We start from the raw sequence: 16,933 nt of genomic DNA, 5'->3' as shown, positions 1-16,933 counted from the left end.
TCAAATCTTTTCGACGGTAACTCTGACCCGGTCCCCGGCCCGTACGCCATGCCCCTTCGGGACGTCGATATTGAACCAGAGCACTTCAGGGTTCTCATGGTTCTTGTCCTGAGACATGAGGCAGTCCTTGTATTCGTTGATGTTAGCCACAAACTCAACGGGTGCTTCGAACTCAATGATCTTCATGCCGTAGAATAGAGCGTTACTGAATAAAAATTATGATGGACGGGGAGTGACACGCCAGGTCGTACTGTTCGAATAACTCCAGCGCCTGATATCGAGCTCATCACAGATCTCGGAGAGAATGGCAAGGTTGATGCCCACTTCTTTTGCCGAAAGACCCAGATCTGTTGCAATATACTTGGATTTGAAGTAAGACTTACCTGCTTTCAGCCCGGACTTAAGGTGGTGCAGGATCTTTCGCTGGGTATCGCTGTATTTCTCTTTGATGCGATCTTTTGTTGACATTTCCATATGCCCCCGAGCAAGTGGTTTTAGTGCATAGGTCTATTTATGTTTATCCATTTAAACTCTTTGAATCACCTCCTGTGTATATAAATCGTTATATATAAATTGGCGCCGCCATGACGACCGATGAAGTCGGAACGTAGTGTACAACAAAGAAGAAGTGGCCATTGCCAGGGTGGATGCTGGAAAAGAAGGAAGTTAGCCTTCTGCGCTTCACGGCAACAATCGAGCCTGGCCGGATCCACATCTGGGCCCCCGCTCTTCTCTCTCCCGCACCCCTCTGATCTTCCACCATTACCTCCTTCTCCTTGAGATCACAACAAGGAGAGCGGCAACTGCAATCGCCCCAATGGCGCCGATGACCGAGAGGGGGGCCGCCGATGTTGGACTTGGGTTGACCTGTGCTGCCTGTATCGGCGTGAACGTCGGCATATCGACCGTGGTATTCTCGACAGGTGCTGTCTCGATCGGTTCCTCATCCGTCCCGATGATAACAGGCGGTCCGGTCACAGTGGTCGTCGTGTTGGCGATATCGCTCTCCAGAGTCCCATTATACGTTTCGTTGTCAAGGGTCTCGTTACCCGGAACCGCGCTGAGAGTTCGGTTCTCCAGAGACTCATTGAGGGGTTCCTCAATTTGAGTATCCGTCGGGGTTTCCTCCAGGGTCTCGTTGGCAGTCGTCTCATAACGGGTTGTCACCAGAGTCTCCTCAGAAGTCTCGGTAGTGGTCGCCTCAACCAGAGTTTCTATCGAGGTCTCCTCCGGGATCTCGGTAGCGATCTCCTCAACCAGAGTTTCTATAGGGGTCTCCTCCAGAGTCGCGTTAGCAGTCGTCTCAGCAGGTGTCGGAGCGAGCGTCCAGGTGAGAGGTTCTGTGGATGTCGTGTTCTGAGCGGCTACAGGAAGAGTAAATGCTGCTGTTACAAACAGCACAACGAGAAGCGTTCTCCATCTCCAGTGGTTCTCGGTCATGAGAACCCCAGTTAACTATATACATATTTTTATATTTCGATCATTGTCAAAATCACACACGCCGTTAACTGCCTGGTGCCACCCGCACAGTGACGGCCTCATGCACAGTTACCCGGCAGAGACTCTAAAAACGATGCTAGAATGGTGGCGTCCGGACATAATTTCAGCGCCAAAACATCTCTTCGATCCCAATACGTTCCACAAATCAGGATCTTTTAACAACAACCAGATAAACAGCCTGGCTGCAGTACCAGCAAGAAAGATAGCGATCAGATTGGGGCCTCACCAATCTTCTTGATCAGACTCTCAATCACCACGTCACGCATTCCTTCAACGAACTTGATGCTCCCAACAACGAGGTGGCCACCACCGCTCACGCCTCCGCCAACGATCTCGCTGTGAAGTTCGCGCACCATCCTGGGTATGTTCATCATGACGCCGCGGGAACGCAGGACGGCAAAGTCCGGCCCAAATCCGATCGTGACAATAGGTTCGCCCGGATGCTCCCGAACCAGCCGGTCGTGCACCTCCCCGGAGGTCTTACCAGGCGGCGGGAACGTGAACCGATGGGCAAATATTTCCACATCGAGCATGAAGAGCCTGGCACCGTTTGGCAGGATCCGGCTCTCCACGTGAGGCATAATGGCCTCGAGCTGCTCCTCGATCGCCCGGTTCGCCTCTTCGACCAGCAGGTCGACGAAACGTTCGTGGCGGTCGGGATTGCCGGAGAGGTTTAAGATATCCTTGATAATCTCTCTCCCATCGCTGAACCGGAGCCAGAACTGCTCATAGTCGAGCGCGAGCGCAATATCCCGGCAATCATCCTCAGAGTACTCCGGTGCGACGAGTGCAAGATAGCGAGCACGCTCCGGAGCTTCGCTTCGGTCGCCGACACCCGCAATCGCCGGCAGGTGCCGGATCTGGTCCGCAACCTTCGGATTGATCATGCGGGCGATCTCCGCGCCGAGCATCCCGGCCGTGATCCCGTAGTCGCCGCCCACGTGGTAGGGGTTGACGTGCCCGATGAGATAGTCATCCACGATCTCATCGGGGTGGTGGTGATCGACGACCATCACCGGAAGATCGTAGATCCGGGCAATCTTCAGCGACGGCATATCCTCCTCGGTGGACCCGTTGTCCATCAAGAGGATCAGCGGCATCTTCTGGCCATAGCGGACGTTGTCTTTGAGGGCAAAATCGATATCCCTGGTAATATCCTCCAACTCGTAGAATGGGGCCTTGGACGGTGAACGCTTAAAGAGGAAGTACTCCGCGTCGAAGTCTCCGCCGCTCTCGCGAATAAGCGCAGTCACTGCCTGTTCGATCGCGACGGCAGCGCATATACCATCCGCATCCGCATGGTGACGGAGAATGATCGGCCGCGCGGTCAGGATCGCTTTCCTGATCTCTTTTGCCACCTGGCGCATCTGTGGTCGCAGAGCGTCAAGGACCTCGCTCTCAATGAAGAACGGGAGATCCTCTGGCTCCGCACGCCTATCCAGCGCCGCGTCGATCCGCTCCCTGACCCGTGCCGCACCCTCCGGCTCCATGACCTCCATGGATGAGACCTCAATCTGAAGCTGGTTGTTGCGCTGCATCACCTCGCCCGTAAGGGCGACGATATCCCCAAGTTCGACCTCAGGATATGCGCGGACACCTGCTTCGACGAAGGCTGCCGCGTTCGCGGTGCCGGACTCGTCAACGATCGTGAAGATCGTCGGCCCCGAGGTCTGCTTGATCTGGGCGACCTCTCCCTCAATCAGGATCGTTCTGCCGATCTTCTTCCCTATATCGGCAAGAAGCACGCTCGTCGTCTTCTTGGTCACGTTCAGGGTCTGGTAGACGGTCGGGGTGACTTCTTCAAGGTCGATGTTACCGTTACTCCGGATCTGAAGAACGTGAACGATGATTGGATCACGCTCAGTATGCTGCAACTTCACATTGCTCTTATGAACGAGTCCTTTGACCCGGTCATTTAACTGGACAAAGACGCCGAACGGAGCAAAGCCCTGCACCCGCCCAAGATAAGTCTTTCCTTCCTCCACCTCGTCAAGACTGCAGTTTGCTCCGAGGCGATAGACGATTATATCTTCAGTATCTTCCATAATTGTTCACCAAATTACCCTTCAGGCAATTCGAGGGCGTATCCGGCAAGTTCATACAACCGGCACTCACCGTCCCGTCTGCCTTTTGCTATGATAATGTCACCGCTCTCCAGCCGGACACTCTTTCCCGGACGGTAGACCCAGCGGTCGCCGTGCTTGATGGCAAGAACGACCATCCCGGTCACCGTTCCGAGCGATGCCTCCTTGAGAGTCTGCCCCACAAGTGGTGACGACTCCGCCACAGGAATCCTCGTAATGATCTCGTCCGACTCCCGGACGATCTTCTTGAAGACCGGGGGGATCTCGATGTCGCGCAGGATGACGTCGACGATAGAGCGGGCGGAATCACTGATTGCCTGTGCAAAAGAGGACATGTACAACAGGCCACGGAGATAGTGCACATCCTCGATCTTTCGCGCCGCTTCAAGGACCCAGAGATCCAGGTCATAACGCATATCGTCAAGTGCTGAATCGAGGGCGACTACCTCATGTGCAACCTCCTTGTTGTTGAAGAGGAGCGATGTATACGCAAGCCCTACGGAGAGCTCCGAGAGGTTCTTCATCTCGATGATCAGTTGAACCGCCCGGTCAAGATCGTCGACCTCTCCTGCGCGTGGTGGTTCGCTTCGGGAGCGCTCCGGTGCTCCGGCCATTGAGAAGAGGAGATCCTCTCCGGCTTCCGGGCCACGCGCAATCAAGATATCTCCTCCCTCTACCCGGGTGACCCTGTCGGGATCGTATATCCATCCCTTGCCACGTCGGATAGCAATCACCTGCATCCCTGTCGTGCTCTGAACTTTGAGGTCACCAAGCGTATGGCCAGCAAGTTCGCTGCCCTGACTGACAATAACCCGGGTGACAATCTCTTCAGCCTCTGGAAAGACACGCTTGAGTTTTGCCGGGAACCTGATATCTTTTAGAATGAGTTTTGCTATATCTGAGGCCGAATTCGCGATCCTCTCTGCGGCCTCGGCAACCTGGAGCATACCACTCATTGCCTCTGCCTCTTCGATCCGTCTCGCGGCAAGAACACTCTGAATCCTGGCCTGATAGACCAGTTTATTCATGCTCTCCTCGAGATTGACCACTTCAAGCGCGATCTCTTTGCTATCGAAGAGTATTGCGGAGTAAGAGAGATCAACCATCAGCTCCGAGATATCCTTCATCTCAATGAGGACATCTTTGAAACTGACCGGTTGGTATTCGTGTTCCATCATGGTCTAATAACCGTCGTTCTCATCTTCTTTCACTACAACAGCAGGCCTATCACGGCCACGAGCGCAGCTGCGCCAATCAGGTCGATCAGGCTTGTGACGACAGGGATCCCGAAGTTGTCGGGATCGAGACCGTAGCGGAATGAAAGACTCGCAGTGACGTACGCCACGCCGTTCACCAGTGTCATGACAACCAGACCCGCCACAAGACTGATGGCGACCAGTATCCCAAGGCCGGGGCTGTTCAACCCCATGAGCACCGCTGCACCATGCGCGATGAGCGCTAGCAGTGGAAGCAATATCAACGTATAGAGGTAGGAAATAATAAAATGATGCACGACGCCGCGCTCGGGAAGGATAGAGGGGTTGAGTTCGCCGGTGTGCATCCCGGTCGAGAGACGCGACCCGAGAATGCCCCCAATTGACCCAAGGCCTCCCGTGAACGGCGGTATCAGGATGAGAAAGGCTGCGACCGTCACCAGTTCTTCGAGGTTGAAGGAGTAGGTCAGACCGGCCAGCGTGCCGAGGACGCTGAGCAGGATGAGGAGGTAGAGATTTTCCCGGACGATCGAGCCGAGCCCCTCCGAGCGGCGCCAGGTGTAGAGAACGGTCGCGACGGCGACCACGACTGCGAGACCTCCGAGAACCAGACGGAATCCGGGAGAGAGATGCACGATGAGCGTCGCGGAGAGCACGAGGATCGGAAGCGTAACGAGGTCCCCTGTGGTGGTGACGGCCGGTGCGCCGATCATGTCGAGGTCAAGACCGTAGCGGTAACTTGCAAGAGCAACGAGCAGGGTGATCCCCATCACCACAGTTCCCGCGACAATGCCTGTGACGACCGAGATCAGCACGAGGTCGGTGACGCCAATCACGGGGTACCCGAAGATGCGGCTCGCCGCATAGGAAAAGACGCCGATAACGAACGCGATAAGAATCGTTATGACAAACGAGGCGCGGATATTGTCGCCGAGAACGGAGCCTTCCTCAAAGTCGATGGAGAACTCCCCAAGGTGCATCGCCGAGGAGAGGCGTGATGCAAAGACGCCGGCGATGCTCCCCCGAATATGGATTATCGACGGCAGGAGCACCATCAGGCCGGGTATCAATGCGAGGACTTCACGGGCAGAACCAAGATAAATGCCTGCAACGCTCGAGATGGCGGCGCTGATGAGCAGGGCGCCAAGACCCGTCAGGATCAGGTGGCTCTGGCTGGATAGGCCCTGCTCCATCACCATCACCGTCCATCTCAATCAGCTCCTGTATGTGATCTCCAGCACCGCCAGATCGGCTGGCAGGATCACGTCACCCTCATAATGTCGCTTTGCATCGCGTATATGGTTTGCTGTGCTCGCGTAGCGGGAGCTGATGTGCAGCAGGGCAAGCATACGGGCCCCTAATGCTGCTGCAGCCTCGCCCGCCTCGCCGGCGGTCGAATGGAGGACCTCGCGGGCCCGGTTACTCTCCTGATCATCGAACGTGGCATCATGGATCAGAAGGTCTGCATCCCGGATCAATGCAGCAGTATCGGGCTGGTGCTGCAGCGGGCGTGTGTCCCCGGTATAGACGATCTTCCGCCCGGGACGCGGCATGCCCAGTACGTCGTCGGGTCGGACCTCAACCTCGACGCCGTCACGGACGATGCGGACCGTCTCCCCGCGCTGAAGTCGTCCAAAGAGCGGACCCGGCGGGACACCAAGTTCGATGGCCCGCTCGCGATTGAATCTGCCGGGCCGCTCGTCCTCCTCAAGCACATAGCCAAGTCCAGATATGCCATGGAGCGTCGCGAACGCCCGGACGGTGTAACCGTTGAAGGGTACGACCGAGCCATGCTCGAGTGTGTGTGCGGTGACGGGGAACCCACGGGCATGACGGTTGATCTTCTGCACGATCTCAACGAACTCCTCGACCCAGGGTGGGCCGTAGATCGGGAGCGGATCTGTCCGCCCCATGAACGCGAGCGTCTCGACGAGCCCGAAGACACCAAGAAAATGGTCGGCATGCCAGTGAGTGATGAAGATGGCATTCACCGTAAATCCGGTTCGGGCACGCATCATCTGCTGCTGAGTCCCCTCCCCGCAGTCGAAGAGCAGAGTGTCGGCTCCGCGCCGAATCAGGACCGAGGATGGGTTCCTCTGTGGAGACGGGAGAGCCCCCGCTGTGCCGAGGAAGTGAACATGCAACGTCTCGCCGGCTATATGAACCACTTCCTGAATGCTGCAAGGCTTCGTTTTGCCTCTTCAAGCGTCCGGCCCTCGATCACAACCGGACCGGAGTAGTCCCGAGCGATGATCCGTCCGGCCTTCTCCCAGTGGATGGTGCCGTCACCAAGCGCCAGATGCTCATCCGACGCTCCGTGGTTGTCGTGGATGTGCAGGTGGTTGACCTCATGAACATGCTCAAGGAACGCATCGACAAGACCATTCGTGTTGGCATGCCCGAGGTCTAGTGTGATCCCGATCCCCGCGATCCCCTCCGTGAGCCCGAGGATCTCCTCGGGGTAGCGGCAGAGGAAGTCTTTAATGCTGATCATGTTCTCGAGGCACGCAAGAACGCCGTGGTCCTCCGCGTACTTTCCGATCTCGACAAGCGCAGTCTTCTGCATCTCCCAGACCTTCTCGGGAACGAGTTTTCCCACGGGGGAGACAAACCCGGGATGGATCGTCACCCGGTCTGTCAGGTCGGCGGCATAATGAATGCAGCAGCAGGTCTGGCGGATCGATTCGCGCCAGATAGGGTAGTTGAGTGATGCGAGGTTTAAGTCGCTGTAAGGCGCGTGAACGGTCGCAAGAAGGCCGGTGCTCTCGAGGTTATCCTGGATAGCGGCGAAGTTCTCGTGGTTGTCAAGCCGATATTTGCCGTCGGCAACAATCTCCCAGCCGGCATACCCGATCTCCTCGAGCCCGAAGACCCAGTCCCGCGACTCCCAGACCTTGGATGAGGATGAAAAATATGGTACCAGACTCATTCTCCTATCCCTCCCAGCCGGCAGAGCAGGGCGCGGACCTCGGCAGTGAACTCCTCAAGGGTTCCCTCGTTCGTGATCAGGCAGTCCGCTTCTTCTAAAGCCCGGCCGAGCCCCCACCCAAGCTCCCGCTCGTCGCGAAGATGGAGTTCTTCAACGGTGAGGAAATCATCGGATCGCCCCCGCTCTGCGAGCCTCCGGTAACGGGTCTCAAACGACGAGACGATCCCGATCAGTGTGAATTCGGGGAAGTGCTCTTTGAACGTCGCTACTTCATAGTCTCCCCGAATACCGTCCACCAGGACAACAGGCGCACCCGTCTCCTCGATGATCGGGATGGTGATCCGGGCGATGGCGTCCATACCGAGATCTGCGCGCAACTTCCCGGCGATCGCGCCACAGTTAGCATCCGTCAGGGGGAGACCGGCCGCTCTCACCTGCTCCCGTATCGCGTCGCCCATAACCACAACCGGGATCCCGAGATCCCTGGCGACCCTTGATACCTCCCCCTTCCCGCTTGCCGGCATACCAACAATTCCAATGACCTTCATCAGGACTTCTCCACCTATTATACTCTATCCAGAACAGCAGGCCGTGCCGGCGAGAGACCGGCTGCAGAATCCTGGTGTAGCCGGCCGCCCGATCCCCGTAATGCGAGGTCCGGGCAGCCGCCACGAGCGTCTCCATAACCGTGCGTTCCCGACGCTATTATGCTTAACGTCAGCGCTGCATCGACAAAACCGGACCTGGTGCATCGCGAGAACACCTACCGCTCCGGGTCGTACTCGACCTCGCCATCCTCCCGGGTCCGTATCCGAACTTTGCGGCCAAGCGGCGCTGCTGCCGCCTCGAGTTCCTGTCGGGTCAGGGGGATAAATCCCGGGGCAACTCCCTGCTGGAGCACGAGATCAACCCCGCGGGTGGCCCTGGCGATGGATGGGAGATCACTCTCCCTGCCCCGGAAGAGAGTGACCACGACCTCAAATCTTCCGAGGCTGCCGTTGGCCCTGGCCCGCATGCAGAGATCAAGCGACCCCTTCACCGCATCGACGGCGGGAAGCCCCAGTAGATTGTCGTAGTCTTCCCATGTAGTCTTGAGGTCGAGCGCGATCATGTCCACGAGATGCTCCTTAAGGAGGGCTTCAATAACCCGGGGAAACATCCCGTTTGTGTGCAGGCCGACGGAGAACCTCATCTTTTTGGCAGCGGTGGCGAGGTGCATGAGCGCCGGCCCCTGCAGTGTCGGCTCTCCTCCGGAGAAGACGACGGCACCTGCAAGCATGCGGGAACTCCGGATCATTTCAAGGATCTCATCTATGTCGCGAAGGTCCTCACCGCCCTGAAGGGAGGCGTTGTGGCAGTAGAAGCACCGGGCGGGGCATCCTCTGAGAAAGACGGTGCAGGCTGCCCGCCCACGCCAGTCGACGGTGCTGATTGGAACAAAGCCACCAAAATTGACGTACAAGGGATCACCAATCGATGTACTGGTGCTCTCCACTCTCTTGTAAGTCTTGGCTTCCCGGCTAGGAAACAAAACCTGAGTAAGCGTAAATCAATTTTACTTTAGGAGAAAACAAGCAAATCTTAGGTCAAATCGCAAAAACAAGCCTTTATCAACCCTTTCTCTCAAATATAGAGCCATGGGACTCATAGAGGATGCCCGACATGGCATCATCACTGAAGAGATGCGGGCTGTTGCGGCAGCAGAAGGTGTAACTGAGGATTTCGTCCGGCGCGGCGTGGCCGAGGGCCATATCGTCATCCCGGTCTCCCCCTATCGCAAGGTGAAGATCTGCGGTATCGGCGAAGGACTCCGGACGAAGGTCAACGCAAGCATCGGAACGTCTTCGGATATCGTGGACGTCGATATGGAGGTCGAGAAGGCCCGGCAGGCCGAGCGCGCCGGTGCCGATACGCTGATGGAACTCTCCACCGGCGGCGATTTCGTCGAGATCCGGCGCAGGGTCATCGAGGCGACCACCCTCTCGGTCGGGTCCGTCCCGCTCTACCAGGCGTTCATCGAGGCCGCCCGAAAATACGGGGCCGTCGTCCACATGGAGGAGGACGACCTCTTCCGGATCACGGAGGAGCAGGCGAAGCTCGGGACGAACTTCATGGCGATCCACACCGGGATCAACTACGAGACGATGAAGCGCTTAAAGAACCAGGGACGGCACGGCGGGCTCGTCTCCCGGGGCGGCGCCTTCATGACCGCGTGGATGCTCCACAACGAAAAAGAGAACCCGCTCTATTCTGAATTCGACTACCTGCTTGAGATCTTAAAAGAGCACGAGGTCACTCTCTCGTTCGGCAACGGGATGCGGGCGGGTGCGGTCCACGACGCGACCGACCGCGCTCAGATTCAGGAACTGCTCATCAATGCCGAACTCGCCGACAAAGCTCACGCAGAGGGTGTGCAGGCGATCATAGAGGGACCGGGGCATATCCCGATCGACGAGATCGAGGCGAACGTCATCCTGCAAAAGCGGGTCACAAACAGAAAGCCGTTCTACATGCTCGGGCCGCTCGTCACCGATATCGCACCGGGCTACGACGACCGGGTGGCCGCCATCGGGGCCGCGCTCTCCTCCTCTTACGGTGCCGATTTCATCTGCTATGTGACGCCGGCCGAACACCTGGCGCTCCCAACCCCCGAGGAGGTCTATGAGGGCGTCATCAGTTCAAGGATCGCCGCCCACGTCGGGGATATGATCAAACTCAAGAAGCGGGACGCCGATCTCGAGATGGGCCACGCACGCCGGGAACTTGACTGGGAACGGCAGTTTGCGATCGCGATCAACCCCGAGCGCGCCCGGGCAATCCGGAACGAACGGATGCCGGCCGACACCGATGCCTGCACAATGTGCGGCGATTACTGCGCGTTAAAGATTGTCGGGCGGCATTTTAACTTCTAACAATAGGAGAGTCCGGCGGGACACTCCCACTTTTTAATATTACATTCGCCAAAGAGCGGAAGTTGATGTTCACGGTAACGTGGACCGTGAGGGGATCGCCACTGAGGCAGGCAGCTGCCCGAAGGTCCATATGGGCATCGCGTTGAAGGGAAGGGGCATCCCGAGACGAGATCCTCGATGCACCCCAGAACGCCGCGACGGCATTCTTGCTCCGCGGGATCTGTGAGGTCTGCAGCGGGGAGCGGAAAGCAGCGAAGCGACGGCTTTCCCGCCCGGGAGCATGTATATTTTATGGTTTGATTGAGCCAAAACTCCTATAATGAGTCAGGCAAAGGCGGCCCTCCGCGCGCAGGCAAAGGAGGTCCGATCCCATCTCTCCCAAAACGAGATTACAGCGTACAGCAGCAGCATCAAACAACGGCTCCTTGGACTCCTGAACGGGTTTGAAACGGTTATGGTCTACGTCTCAAAAGCCCCGGAGGTCGAGACAAATGACCTCATCCTCGAGTTAAACCGCAGGGGCGTGAAGGTTGTCGTGCCTATCATCGAGCGGGAGACCCACAGCCTTCGCCTCTCGTATCTCCCGGACCCCGGGGTCCTCGTCCCGAGCACATTCAACGTTCCCGAACCGATCGGTCACGAGATTCCGGCCCGGCCCGAGGAGGTCGAAGCCGTCATCATACCGATGCTTGCCTTTGATGCCGAAGGGAACCGGCTTGGTTACGGCGCCGGGTATTACGACCGCTTCCTCTGCCGGTACCCACGCCCAAAAAAGATTGGGATTGCATTCTCCTGCCAGCAGATGGAGAGCATTCCTGCTGACGATTACGACGTGAAGATGGACTTCATTGTTACAGAAAAGGGTATCATCCAGTGCAAATAGGATGCTGCAATGCAAAAATATAAATATAACTTTTCACTTACTTATGGTAAACATCACAGGAGATGGAGCACATGGCTAATATCGACTCTGTTGAGGTGACCATCAAAGAGGCGGCTCATGAAGACGCCGGTCGTGGGATTGCCCGACTGAGCATCGACACAATGAAGGCTCTCAATCTTGTCAGCGGGGACGTCATCGAGATCGAAGGTCGGCAGAAGGCAGCGACGCTCGTATGGCCTGGATTCCCCCAGGACACCGGCAGGGCAATTCTGCGTATCGATGGAAACACCCGGCGCAACGTCGGGGCGGGGATCGACGATATAGTCAAGATCAAGAAGACCGAGGCCGGATACGCGAAGAAAGTGACCATCCAGCCGACCCAGCCGATCCGGCTGGTCGGCGGCGAGCAGTACCTGGCAAGACTCCTTCGAGGCCGGCCGGTTATCGAGGGGCAATACATTCCGGTCAGCATCCTCGGCAACCCGCTTACGTTCGCGGTCGCCAAAGTCGTCCCGAAAGGCATCGCCATCGTCACCGACAGCACCGAGATCGAGCTGAAGGAGACCCCATACGAGCCCAAGGAGGGGCAGCGGGAGACGAGGGCGGCCGACGTCCACTACGAGGATATCGGGGGTCTCGACCGCGAACTGCAACTCGTCCGGGAGATGATCGAACTCCCCCTCCGGCACCCCGAGCTCTTTGAGCGCCTCGGCATCGAGCCTCCAAAGGGTGTCCTCCTCTACGGCCCGCCCGGTACAGGAAAGACGCTGATCGCAAAGGCAGTGGCAAACGAGGTGGACGCTCACTTCATCACGCTCTCGGGCCCCGAGATCATGAGCAAGTATTACGGCGAATCCGAGGAGCGTCTCCGCGAAGTCTTTGAGGAGGCGCAGGAGAACGCGCCCTCGATCATCTTCATCGACGAGATCGACTCGATCGCGCCCAAACGTGAAGAGGTGAAGGGCGAGGTCGAACGCCGGGTCGTCGCCCAGCTCCTCGCTCTCATGGACGGGTTGAAGACCCGTGGTCAGGTCGTGGTAATCGCCGCAACGAACCTTCCCGATATGATCGACCCTGCTCTGCGGCGCGGCGGCCGGTTCGACCGCGAGATCGAGATCGGCATCCCGGACACCAAAGGGAGGCAGCAGATCTTCCAGATTCACACACGGGGCATGCCGCTTGCCGACGATGTGAACCTTGAGGAGTACGCCCGCTCGACGCATGGGTTCGTCGGCGCAGATATCGCGCTGCTTGCAAAGGAGGCGGCGATGCACGCGCTGCGTCGGATCATCCCGCAGATCAAGATCGAGGAGGAGATCCCTGCCGAGATCATCGACCAGCTCCGTGTAACGAACGAGGACTTCATCGAAGCGCACAAGCATGTTGAGCCGAGCGCGATGAGGGAGGTGCTCGTGGAGATACCCGATGTCAAATGGGAAGACGTCGGAGGCCTTGATGACGTAAAAAGAGATCTTGCGGAAGCCGTCGAGTGGCCGCTCAAGTACCCGGAGGTATTTGCCTCCCTGGACACTAAGCCACCCCGCGGGATCCTGCTCTTCGGCCCCCCAGGAACGGGGAAAACCCTCCTGGCAAAGGCGGTCGCAAACGAGAGCGAATGCAATTTCATCTCTGTAAAAGGTCCGGAACTCCTTTCGAAATGGGTCGGGGAATCAGAACGCGGAATTCGTCAGGTGTTTAGGAAAGCGAGGCAAGCTGCACCGTCGATTATCTTTTTCGACGAAATAGATGCACTTCTGCCAAAGCGCGGAGCTTATATAGGATCATCACACGTAACTGAAAGTGTGGTAAGCCAGATCCTGACAGAGCTCGATGGCCTCGAGGAGCTCAACAATGTCGTGGTTCTCGGCGCTACCAACCGCCCTGACATGTTGGACGAGGCGCTGCTTCGCCCCGGCAGATTGGACCGGATCATCTACGTTCCTCCGCCGGATCGTGAGGGCAGAAAGAAGATCTTCGAGGTCTACCTCAGGAACAAAGAGATCCTCTCAAACGATGTCAACATCGATGAACTGGTTGACAGGACAGAAGGCTACGTTGGAGCCGACATCGAGGCACTGGTCCGTGAAGCAAAGATATCCGCAATGCGCGAGTTCATTGCTGTGATGGGCAAGAAGCCCGAGGAAGAACGGCGCCAGGCGATCGGCAATGTAAGGATCACGAAGAAACACTTCGAAGATGCCTTCACCCGCGTGAAAGGTTCGCTGGATATCGACCGGTTGGAAGAGAACGAACGCAGCTCCTGGAAGATCCTCTACAACCAGGAGCAGCGGTCGGCCCTTGAAGAGGCCGTCTCGGCCATCAACCGGGTCAGGACGCGGGAGACTGGAAAGATCGAGGAAGAAGTCAAGGATCTGGTGCAGGCCCTCAAAGACGCGGTCTACGCGAGAAAGAAAGACTTCGGTGAGATAAGCCGTCTCACAAAGGAACTGAAGACCAAGATAGAACGTCCGCTGCCCCAGACAGGCATGGCGTTCTGATGGGACCGGTCCCCTTCTGGGGGCGGTCCCTCATCAACAGAGTCAAAGACAACGTGATGCACATGAGTGACACCCCAGAAGACATCTTCCAGCAGCTCAACGAGCTGATGAAACGTCTCATGGAGCAGGGGCTCAAAGAGCAGGGAGATCAGAACAGGCCGTTTGCCTATGGATTCAAGATCGTCCTTCATGATGCCAGCAGACAGGAGGCCCCAACGACGGAGGAGACGGAACCCGTATCTGCGCCTGCAGAACCCTCATCGGAAGGAAAGATCGAGCCGATCGCAGAGATGTTTACAACCGACGATGATGTGACGGTGGCAGTCGATCTCCCGGGTGTCGAAAAAGATGAAATTCACCTGTCACTCATCAATGGGACATTGACGATCATCGCCGGCGCAAACCAGCTGACCTCGGTGGAGGTGCCGGCCGTGGATCCCGACTCCATGCAGTCAAACTACAAGCATGGTGTCCTGGAGGTCAAATTCTCACGGGGCAAAACAATCCGGATCGATTAAGGGCCGTCCCAAGACCCGGCAGAACCCGGCAACTCCTCTTTTTCCTCATCTGCCGCCCCGGGAGGGGACGCGCGGCGGACATCTAAGTCACATATTAGACCCCAATGGGATTGAACACCGATAGCCTTCCTTTTTTGGATTGAAGAGTATAATTGGACCAAAAAGCCAAAACTCACTACATTAAGCAGAATGCCACTTCCCGCCGCACACATGCGAAAGAAATCCGGTCCACATCAAGGATAGGAAGTCGTACTATACGTTGCCCCAGCCAACCCTTTTTCAAGGCAACAACACCTACATATACAGTAATACCTATCTACTAGTCGTAAGGGCTATGCCCGTCCAGGTAGTGGTGATTAAATGGTTAAGACCACCGTGTCTGTAATTAAAGCAGATATAGGCAGTTTCCCAGGGCACTCCCGTACCCACCCAAAGATCCTTGAACTGGCCGCCCAGAGGCTCAAGGAAGCAGAGGGCAAGATCATCATCGACTCGCATGTTACCCACTGCGGTGATGATCTCGAGTTGATCATGACGCACACCAAGGGTGAGGACAATGAAGAGATCCACAAGTTGGCGTGGGATATCTTCATGGAGTGCGCCGGAGTTGCCAAAGAGATGAAACTCTACGGCGCCGGCCAGGACCTCCTTGGGGATGCTTTCAGCGGCAATGTTAAGGGGATGGGACCCGGCGTTGCCGAGATGGAGTTTGAGGAGCGGGGTTCCGATCCGGTTCTGATCTTCATGGCCGACAAGACCGAGCCCGGGGCGTGGAACTACTTCCTCTACAAGATCTTCGCCGATCCCTTCAGCACGTCCGGCCTCGTCATCGATCCTTCGATGCACCAAGGGTTCACCTTCGAGGTCCACGATGTCATCGAGAAGCGGAGGATCCGCTTTAACACGCCCGAAGAATCTTACAGCCTTCTTGCCTATATCGGAGCACCGAGCCGCTATGTGATCAAGTACGTCTGGAAGAGGGATGGCACAATCGCGGCCTCCACCAGCACCCAGCGACTGAATCTGATGGCCGGCCGCTACGTCGGCAAGGACGACCCGGTCATGATCGTCAGGGCACAGAGCGGGTTCCCGTCGGTCGGAGAGGTCATCGACCCCTTCAGGACACCCATCCTCGTTGCCGGCTGGATGCGCGGCTCGCACCATGGACCATTCATGCCGGTCGGCGTCTGCGATGCAAACTGCACGCAGTTCGACGGACCGCCCCGGGTCATCTGTCTCGGGTTCCAGGTCAGCAACGGGAAACTGATCGGGCCTGCAGATATGTTCGACGATCCGGCATTCGATCGCGTCCGCGAACAGTGCTGCGAACTCTCCAGTATGCTCAGGGCCCACGGACCGTTCGAACCTCACCGCCTCTCGCTCGAAGAGATGGAGTATACCACTCTCCCCGGCGTCGAGAAGCAGTTCAAGGACCGCTGGGAAGACCTCCCCGAGTAACCCATTTTTACTCCTGGTTTTTGGACTGCCAGCCATTGATTGCAATCAAGGGTACTCGAACGAGATCTCTGTAGCAGGGAGGCCTCTTTCTATGCCGGAAATGGTTGACGGAAAATTTAATGCGTGAGGGTAACCATATAAGAACAGATGGTTAACGGCATTGTACTCCCCGTAAAAAAGGTTTTTTCTCTCGTAGACTCTAAAATAGTCGTTGAGATCAAGGACGACGGCAGAAAACTCCAGGGCCGGCTCGTGGCGGTTGACGAACACCTGAATCTGCATATGGACGAGACCACAGAGTATAAAGGCGACCAGAGGGGCCGCATACTGGGGACCGTCGTCATAAGAGGCAATAACATTTTGACTATTGCACCCCTGCTCTGATAGCCATGTCCGACCAGGAGGAAGAAGCACTTAAGGTCATTCAGTCTCATCGCCAGGGGGTTCTCCAGAGCGAACTCTGGAAACTCCTTGACATCGACAGCAGAAAGTGCTCAAGAATCGTAAAGCGACTGCTGGATGCCGGGCTGATCGAGCGTATCGAGTTTCGTAGCGACGGCATCAAGACGTATCTATTGCGGGCGAAGAAACAGGCGATTGACCCCTGTCTCATCCTTGCAGGAGGAGAGATCCTCCCTTGTATCGGCTGCGATCAGGAGTGTACCCCGGAAGACTGCGCGCTCCTCTTCGACTGGATGTACCAGCTCGCTCTTGAAGAGTACCAGGGTGAGTGACGCTTCCCAGGGGTCCCTCGATTGACCGGGACCAGCGGTCATCACTCCTGATGATGGGGTGGCGGCCCCGCCCCTTACCGGGTGTGTCCGCCTCCAGCACTCATTTCTTCGGACAATGCCGCACGCCCCCTTGTGACCTCCGCCTCTCATCCAGGAGATCTCATAGCCTGCGCTGTAAGATGCCACTCCCTCAGGCCTTAACC

The 16,933-nt window shown here is 57.1% G+C and carries 17 protein-coding genes; 7 read left to right on the top strand and 10 right to left on the bottom strand.

Going from position 1 to position 16,933, the window contains the following annotated elements; all coding sequences use genetic code 11:
• The 10 genes from MCUTH_RS00385 to MCUTH_RS00335 form a co-directional block, all read right to left on the bottom strand.
• Nucleotides 1-186, bottom strand: coding sequence for a hypothetical protein (locus MCUTH_RS00385; RefSeq protein ID WP_066953892.1), 186 nt, complete (start codon nucleotides 184-186; stop codon nucleotides 1-3).
• 30 nt (nucleotides 187-216) lie between these two features.
• On the bottom strand, nucleotides 217-468 hold the full coding sequence (locus tag MCUTH_RS00380) for a DUF7123 family protein (protein WP_066953890.1): 252 nt from the start codon (nucleotides 466-468) through the stop codon (nucleotides 217-219).
• Nucleotides 469-762: 294 nt separating this feature from the next.
• Nucleotides 763-1,440 carry a hypothetical protein gene (locus MCUTH_RS00370; RefSeq protein WP_066953883.1) on the bottom strand — a complete coding sequence of 226 codons (678 nt, stop codon included), beginning with the start codon at nucleotides 1,438-1,440 and terminating at the stop codon, nucleotides 763-765.
• A gap of 269 nt (nucleotides 1,441-1,709) precedes the next feature.
• Nucleotides 1,710-3,545, bottom strand: a complete 1,836-nt coding sequence (locus MCUTH_RS00365; protein ID WP_066953880.1) for a DHH family phosphoesterase — start codon at nucleotides 3,543-3,545, stop codon at nucleotides 1,710-1,712.
• Between the two features lie 14 nt (nucleotides 3,546-3,559).
• The gene (locus MCUTH_RS00360; RefSeq protein WP_066953877.1) at nucleotides 3,560-4,762 is read right to left on the bottom strand and encodes a potassium channel family protein; all 1,203 of its coding nucleotides are present in this window, start codon (nucleotides 4,760-4,762) and stop codon (nucleotides 3,560-3,562) included.
• 32 nt (nucleotides 4,763-4,794) lie between these two features.
• Nucleotides 4,795-6,012, bottom strand: coding sequence for a magnesium transporter (locus MCUTH_RS00355; protein ID WP_236707417.1), 1,218 nt, complete (start codon nucleotides 6,010-6,012; stop codon nucleotides 4,795-4,797).
• On the bottom strand, nucleotides 6,013-6,966 hold the full coding sequence (gene rnz / locus MCUTH_RS00350; protein WP_083524694.1) for a ribonuclease Z: 954 nt from the start codon (nucleotides 6,964-6,966) through the stop codon (nucleotides 6,013-6,015).
• Nucleotides 6,954-7,727, bottom strand: a complete 774-nt coding sequence (locus tag MCUTH_RS00345) for a sugar phosphate isomerase/epimerase family protein (protein WP_066953874.1) — start codon at nucleotides 7,725-7,727, stop codon at nucleotides 6,954-6,956. Before MCUTH_RS00345 ends, rnz begins: the two co-directional genes overlap by 13 nt.
• Nucleotides 7,724-8,275 carry a dephospho-CoA kinase gene (locus MCUTH_RS00340; RefSeq protein WP_066953871.1) on the bottom strand — a complete coding sequence of 184 codons (552 nt, stop codon included), beginning with the start codon at nucleotides 8,273-8,275 and terminating at the stop codon, nucleotides 7,724-7,726. Before MCUTH_RS00340 ends, MCUTH_RS00345 begins: the two co-directional genes overlap by 4 nt.
• Before the next feature lie 215 nt (nucleotides 8,276-8,490).
• Nucleotides 8,491-9,189 (bottom strand): anaerobic ribonucleoside-triphosphate reductase activating protein, encoded by a 699-nt coding sequence (locus MCUTH_RS00335; protein ID WP_066953868.1) that lies wholly within the window; start codon nucleotides 9,187-9,189, stop codon nucleotides 8,491-8,493.
• A 175-nt stretch (nucleotides 9,190-9,364) separates the two neighbouring features.
• On the opposite strand from MCUTH_RS00335, the gene thiC reads away from it, so the two are divergent.
• From thiC to MCUTH_RS00300, 7 genes are all read left to right on the top strand, one after another.
• The gene (thiC, locus tag MCUTH_RS00330; RefSeq protein ID WP_066953865.1) at nucleotides 9,365-10,639 is read left to right on the top strand and encodes a phosphomethylpyrimidine synthase ThiC; all 1,275 of its coding nucleotides are present in this window, start codon (nucleotides 9,365-9,367) and stop codon (nucleotides 10,637-10,639) included.
• 319 nt (nucleotides 10,640-10,958) lie between these two features.
• Entirely contained in the window at nucleotides 10,959-11,522 is a 564-nt protein-coding gene (locus MCUTH_RS00325; RefSeq protein ID WP_066953862.1) for a 5-formyltetrahydrofolate cyclo-ligase, read from the top strand.
• Between the two features lie 71 nt (nucleotides 11,523-11,593).
• Nucleotides 11,594-14,020 (top strand): CDC48 family AAA ATPase, encoded by a 2,427-nt coding sequence (locus tag MCUTH_RS00320; RefSeq protein WP_066954643.1) that lies wholly within the window; start codon nucleotides 11,594-11,596, stop codon nucleotides 14,018-14,020.
• Between the two features lie 62 nt (nucleotides 14,021-14,082).
• The gene (locus MCUTH_RS00315) at nucleotides 14,083-14,538 is read left to right on the top strand and encodes an Hsp20/alpha crystallin family protein (protein ID WP_066954640.1); all 456 of its coding nucleotides are present in this window, start codon (nucleotides 14,083-14,085) and stop codon (nucleotides 14,536-14,538) included.
• Between the two features lie 360 nt (nucleotides 14,539-14,898).
• Entirely contained in the window at nucleotides 14,899-15,996 is a 1,098-nt protein-coding gene (gene fbp / locus MCUTH_RS00310) for a fructose-1,6-bisphosphate aldolase/phosphatase (RefSeq protein WP_066953860.1), read from the top strand.
• 147 nt (nucleotides 15,997-16,143) lie between these two features.
• Nucleotides 16,144-16,380 (top strand): LSM domain-containing protein, encoded by a 237-nt coding sequence (locus MCUTH_RS00305; RefSeq protein ID WP_066953857.1) that lies wholly within the window; start codon nucleotides 16,144-16,146, stop codon nucleotides 16,378-16,380.
• 5 nt (nucleotides 16,381-16,385) lie between these two features.
• On the top strand, nucleotides 16,386-16,730 hold the full coding sequence (locus tag MCUTH_RS00300; RefSeq protein WP_066953854.1) for a helix-turn-helix transcriptional regulator: 345 nt from the start codon (nucleotides 16,386-16,388) through the stop codon (nucleotides 16,728-16,730).
• Nucleotides 16,731-16,933 lie beyond the last annotated feature (203 nt).

Source organism: Methanoculleus thermophilus, from assembly GCF_001571405.1.
GTDB classification, from domain to species: Archaea; Halobacteriota; Methanomicrobia; order Methanomicrobiales; family Methanoculleaceae; genus Methanoculleus; species Methanoculleus thermophilus.
The sequence above is the reverse complement of the archived record's forward strand: the minus strand, read 5'-3'. Positions and strand labels throughout refer to the sequence as shown.

Excerpts from the sequence above, each read along its gene's own strand:
- MCUTH_RS00320 (WP_066954643.1), top strand. The coding sequence starts at position 11,594 with ATGGCTAATATCGACTCTGTTGAGGTGACCATCAAAGAGGCGGCTCAT.
- MCUTH_RS00325 (WP_066953862.1), top strand. The coding sequence starts at position 10,959 with ATGAGTCAGGCAAAGGCGGCCCTCCGCGCGCAGGCAAAGGAGGTCCGA.
- MCUTH_RS00370 (WP_066953883.1), bottom strand. The coding sequence starts at position 1,440 with ATGACCGAGAACCACTGGAGATGGAGAACGCTTCTCGTTGTGCTGTTT.
- MCUTH_RS00315 (WP_066954640.1), top strand. The coding sequence starts at position 14,083 with ATGAGTGACACCCCAGAAGACATCTTCCAGCAGCTCAACGAGCTGATG.
- thiC (WP_066953865.1), top strand. The coding sequence starts at position 9,365 with ATGGGACTCATAGAGGATGCCCGACATGGCATCATCACTGAAGAGATG.
- MCUTH_RS00300 (WP_066953854.1), top strand. The coding sequence starts at position 16,386 with ATGTCCGACCAGGAGGAAGAAGCACTTAAGGTCATTCAGTCTCATCGC.
- MCUTH_RS00305 (WP_066953857.1), top strand. The coding sequence starts at position 16,144 with ATGGTTAACGGCATTGTACTCCCCGTAAAAAAGGTTTTTTCTCTCGTA.
- MCUTH_RS00380 (WP_066953890.1), bottom strand. The coding sequence starts at position 468 with ATGTCAACAAAAGATCGCATCAAAGAGAAATACAGCGATACCCAGCGA.
- MCUTH_RS00385 (WP_066953892.1), bottom strand. The coding sequence starts at position 186 with ATGAAGATCATTGAGTTCGAAGCACCCGTTGAGTTTGTGGCTAACATC.
- MCUTH_RS00345 (WP_066953874.1), bottom strand. The coding sequence starts at position 7,727 with ATGAGTCTGGTACCATATTTTTCATCCTCATCCAAGGTCTGGGAGTCG.
- MCUTH_RS00360 (WP_066953877.1), bottom strand. The coding sequence starts at position 4,762 with ATGATGGAACACGAATACCAACCGGTCAGTTTCAAAGATGTCCTCATT.
- MCUTH_RS00365 (WP_066953880.1), bottom strand. The coding sequence starts at position 3,545 with ATGGAAGATACTGAAGATATAATCGTCTATCGCCTCGGAGCAAACTGC.
- MCUTH_RS00340 (WP_066953871.1), bottom strand. The coding sequence starts at position 8,275 with ATGAAGGTCATTGGAATTGTTGGTATGCCGGCAAGCGGGAAGGGGGAG.
- fbp (WP_066953860.1), top strand. The coding sequence starts at position 14,899 with ATGGTTAAGACCACCGTGTCTGTAATTAAAGCAGATATAGGCAGTTTC.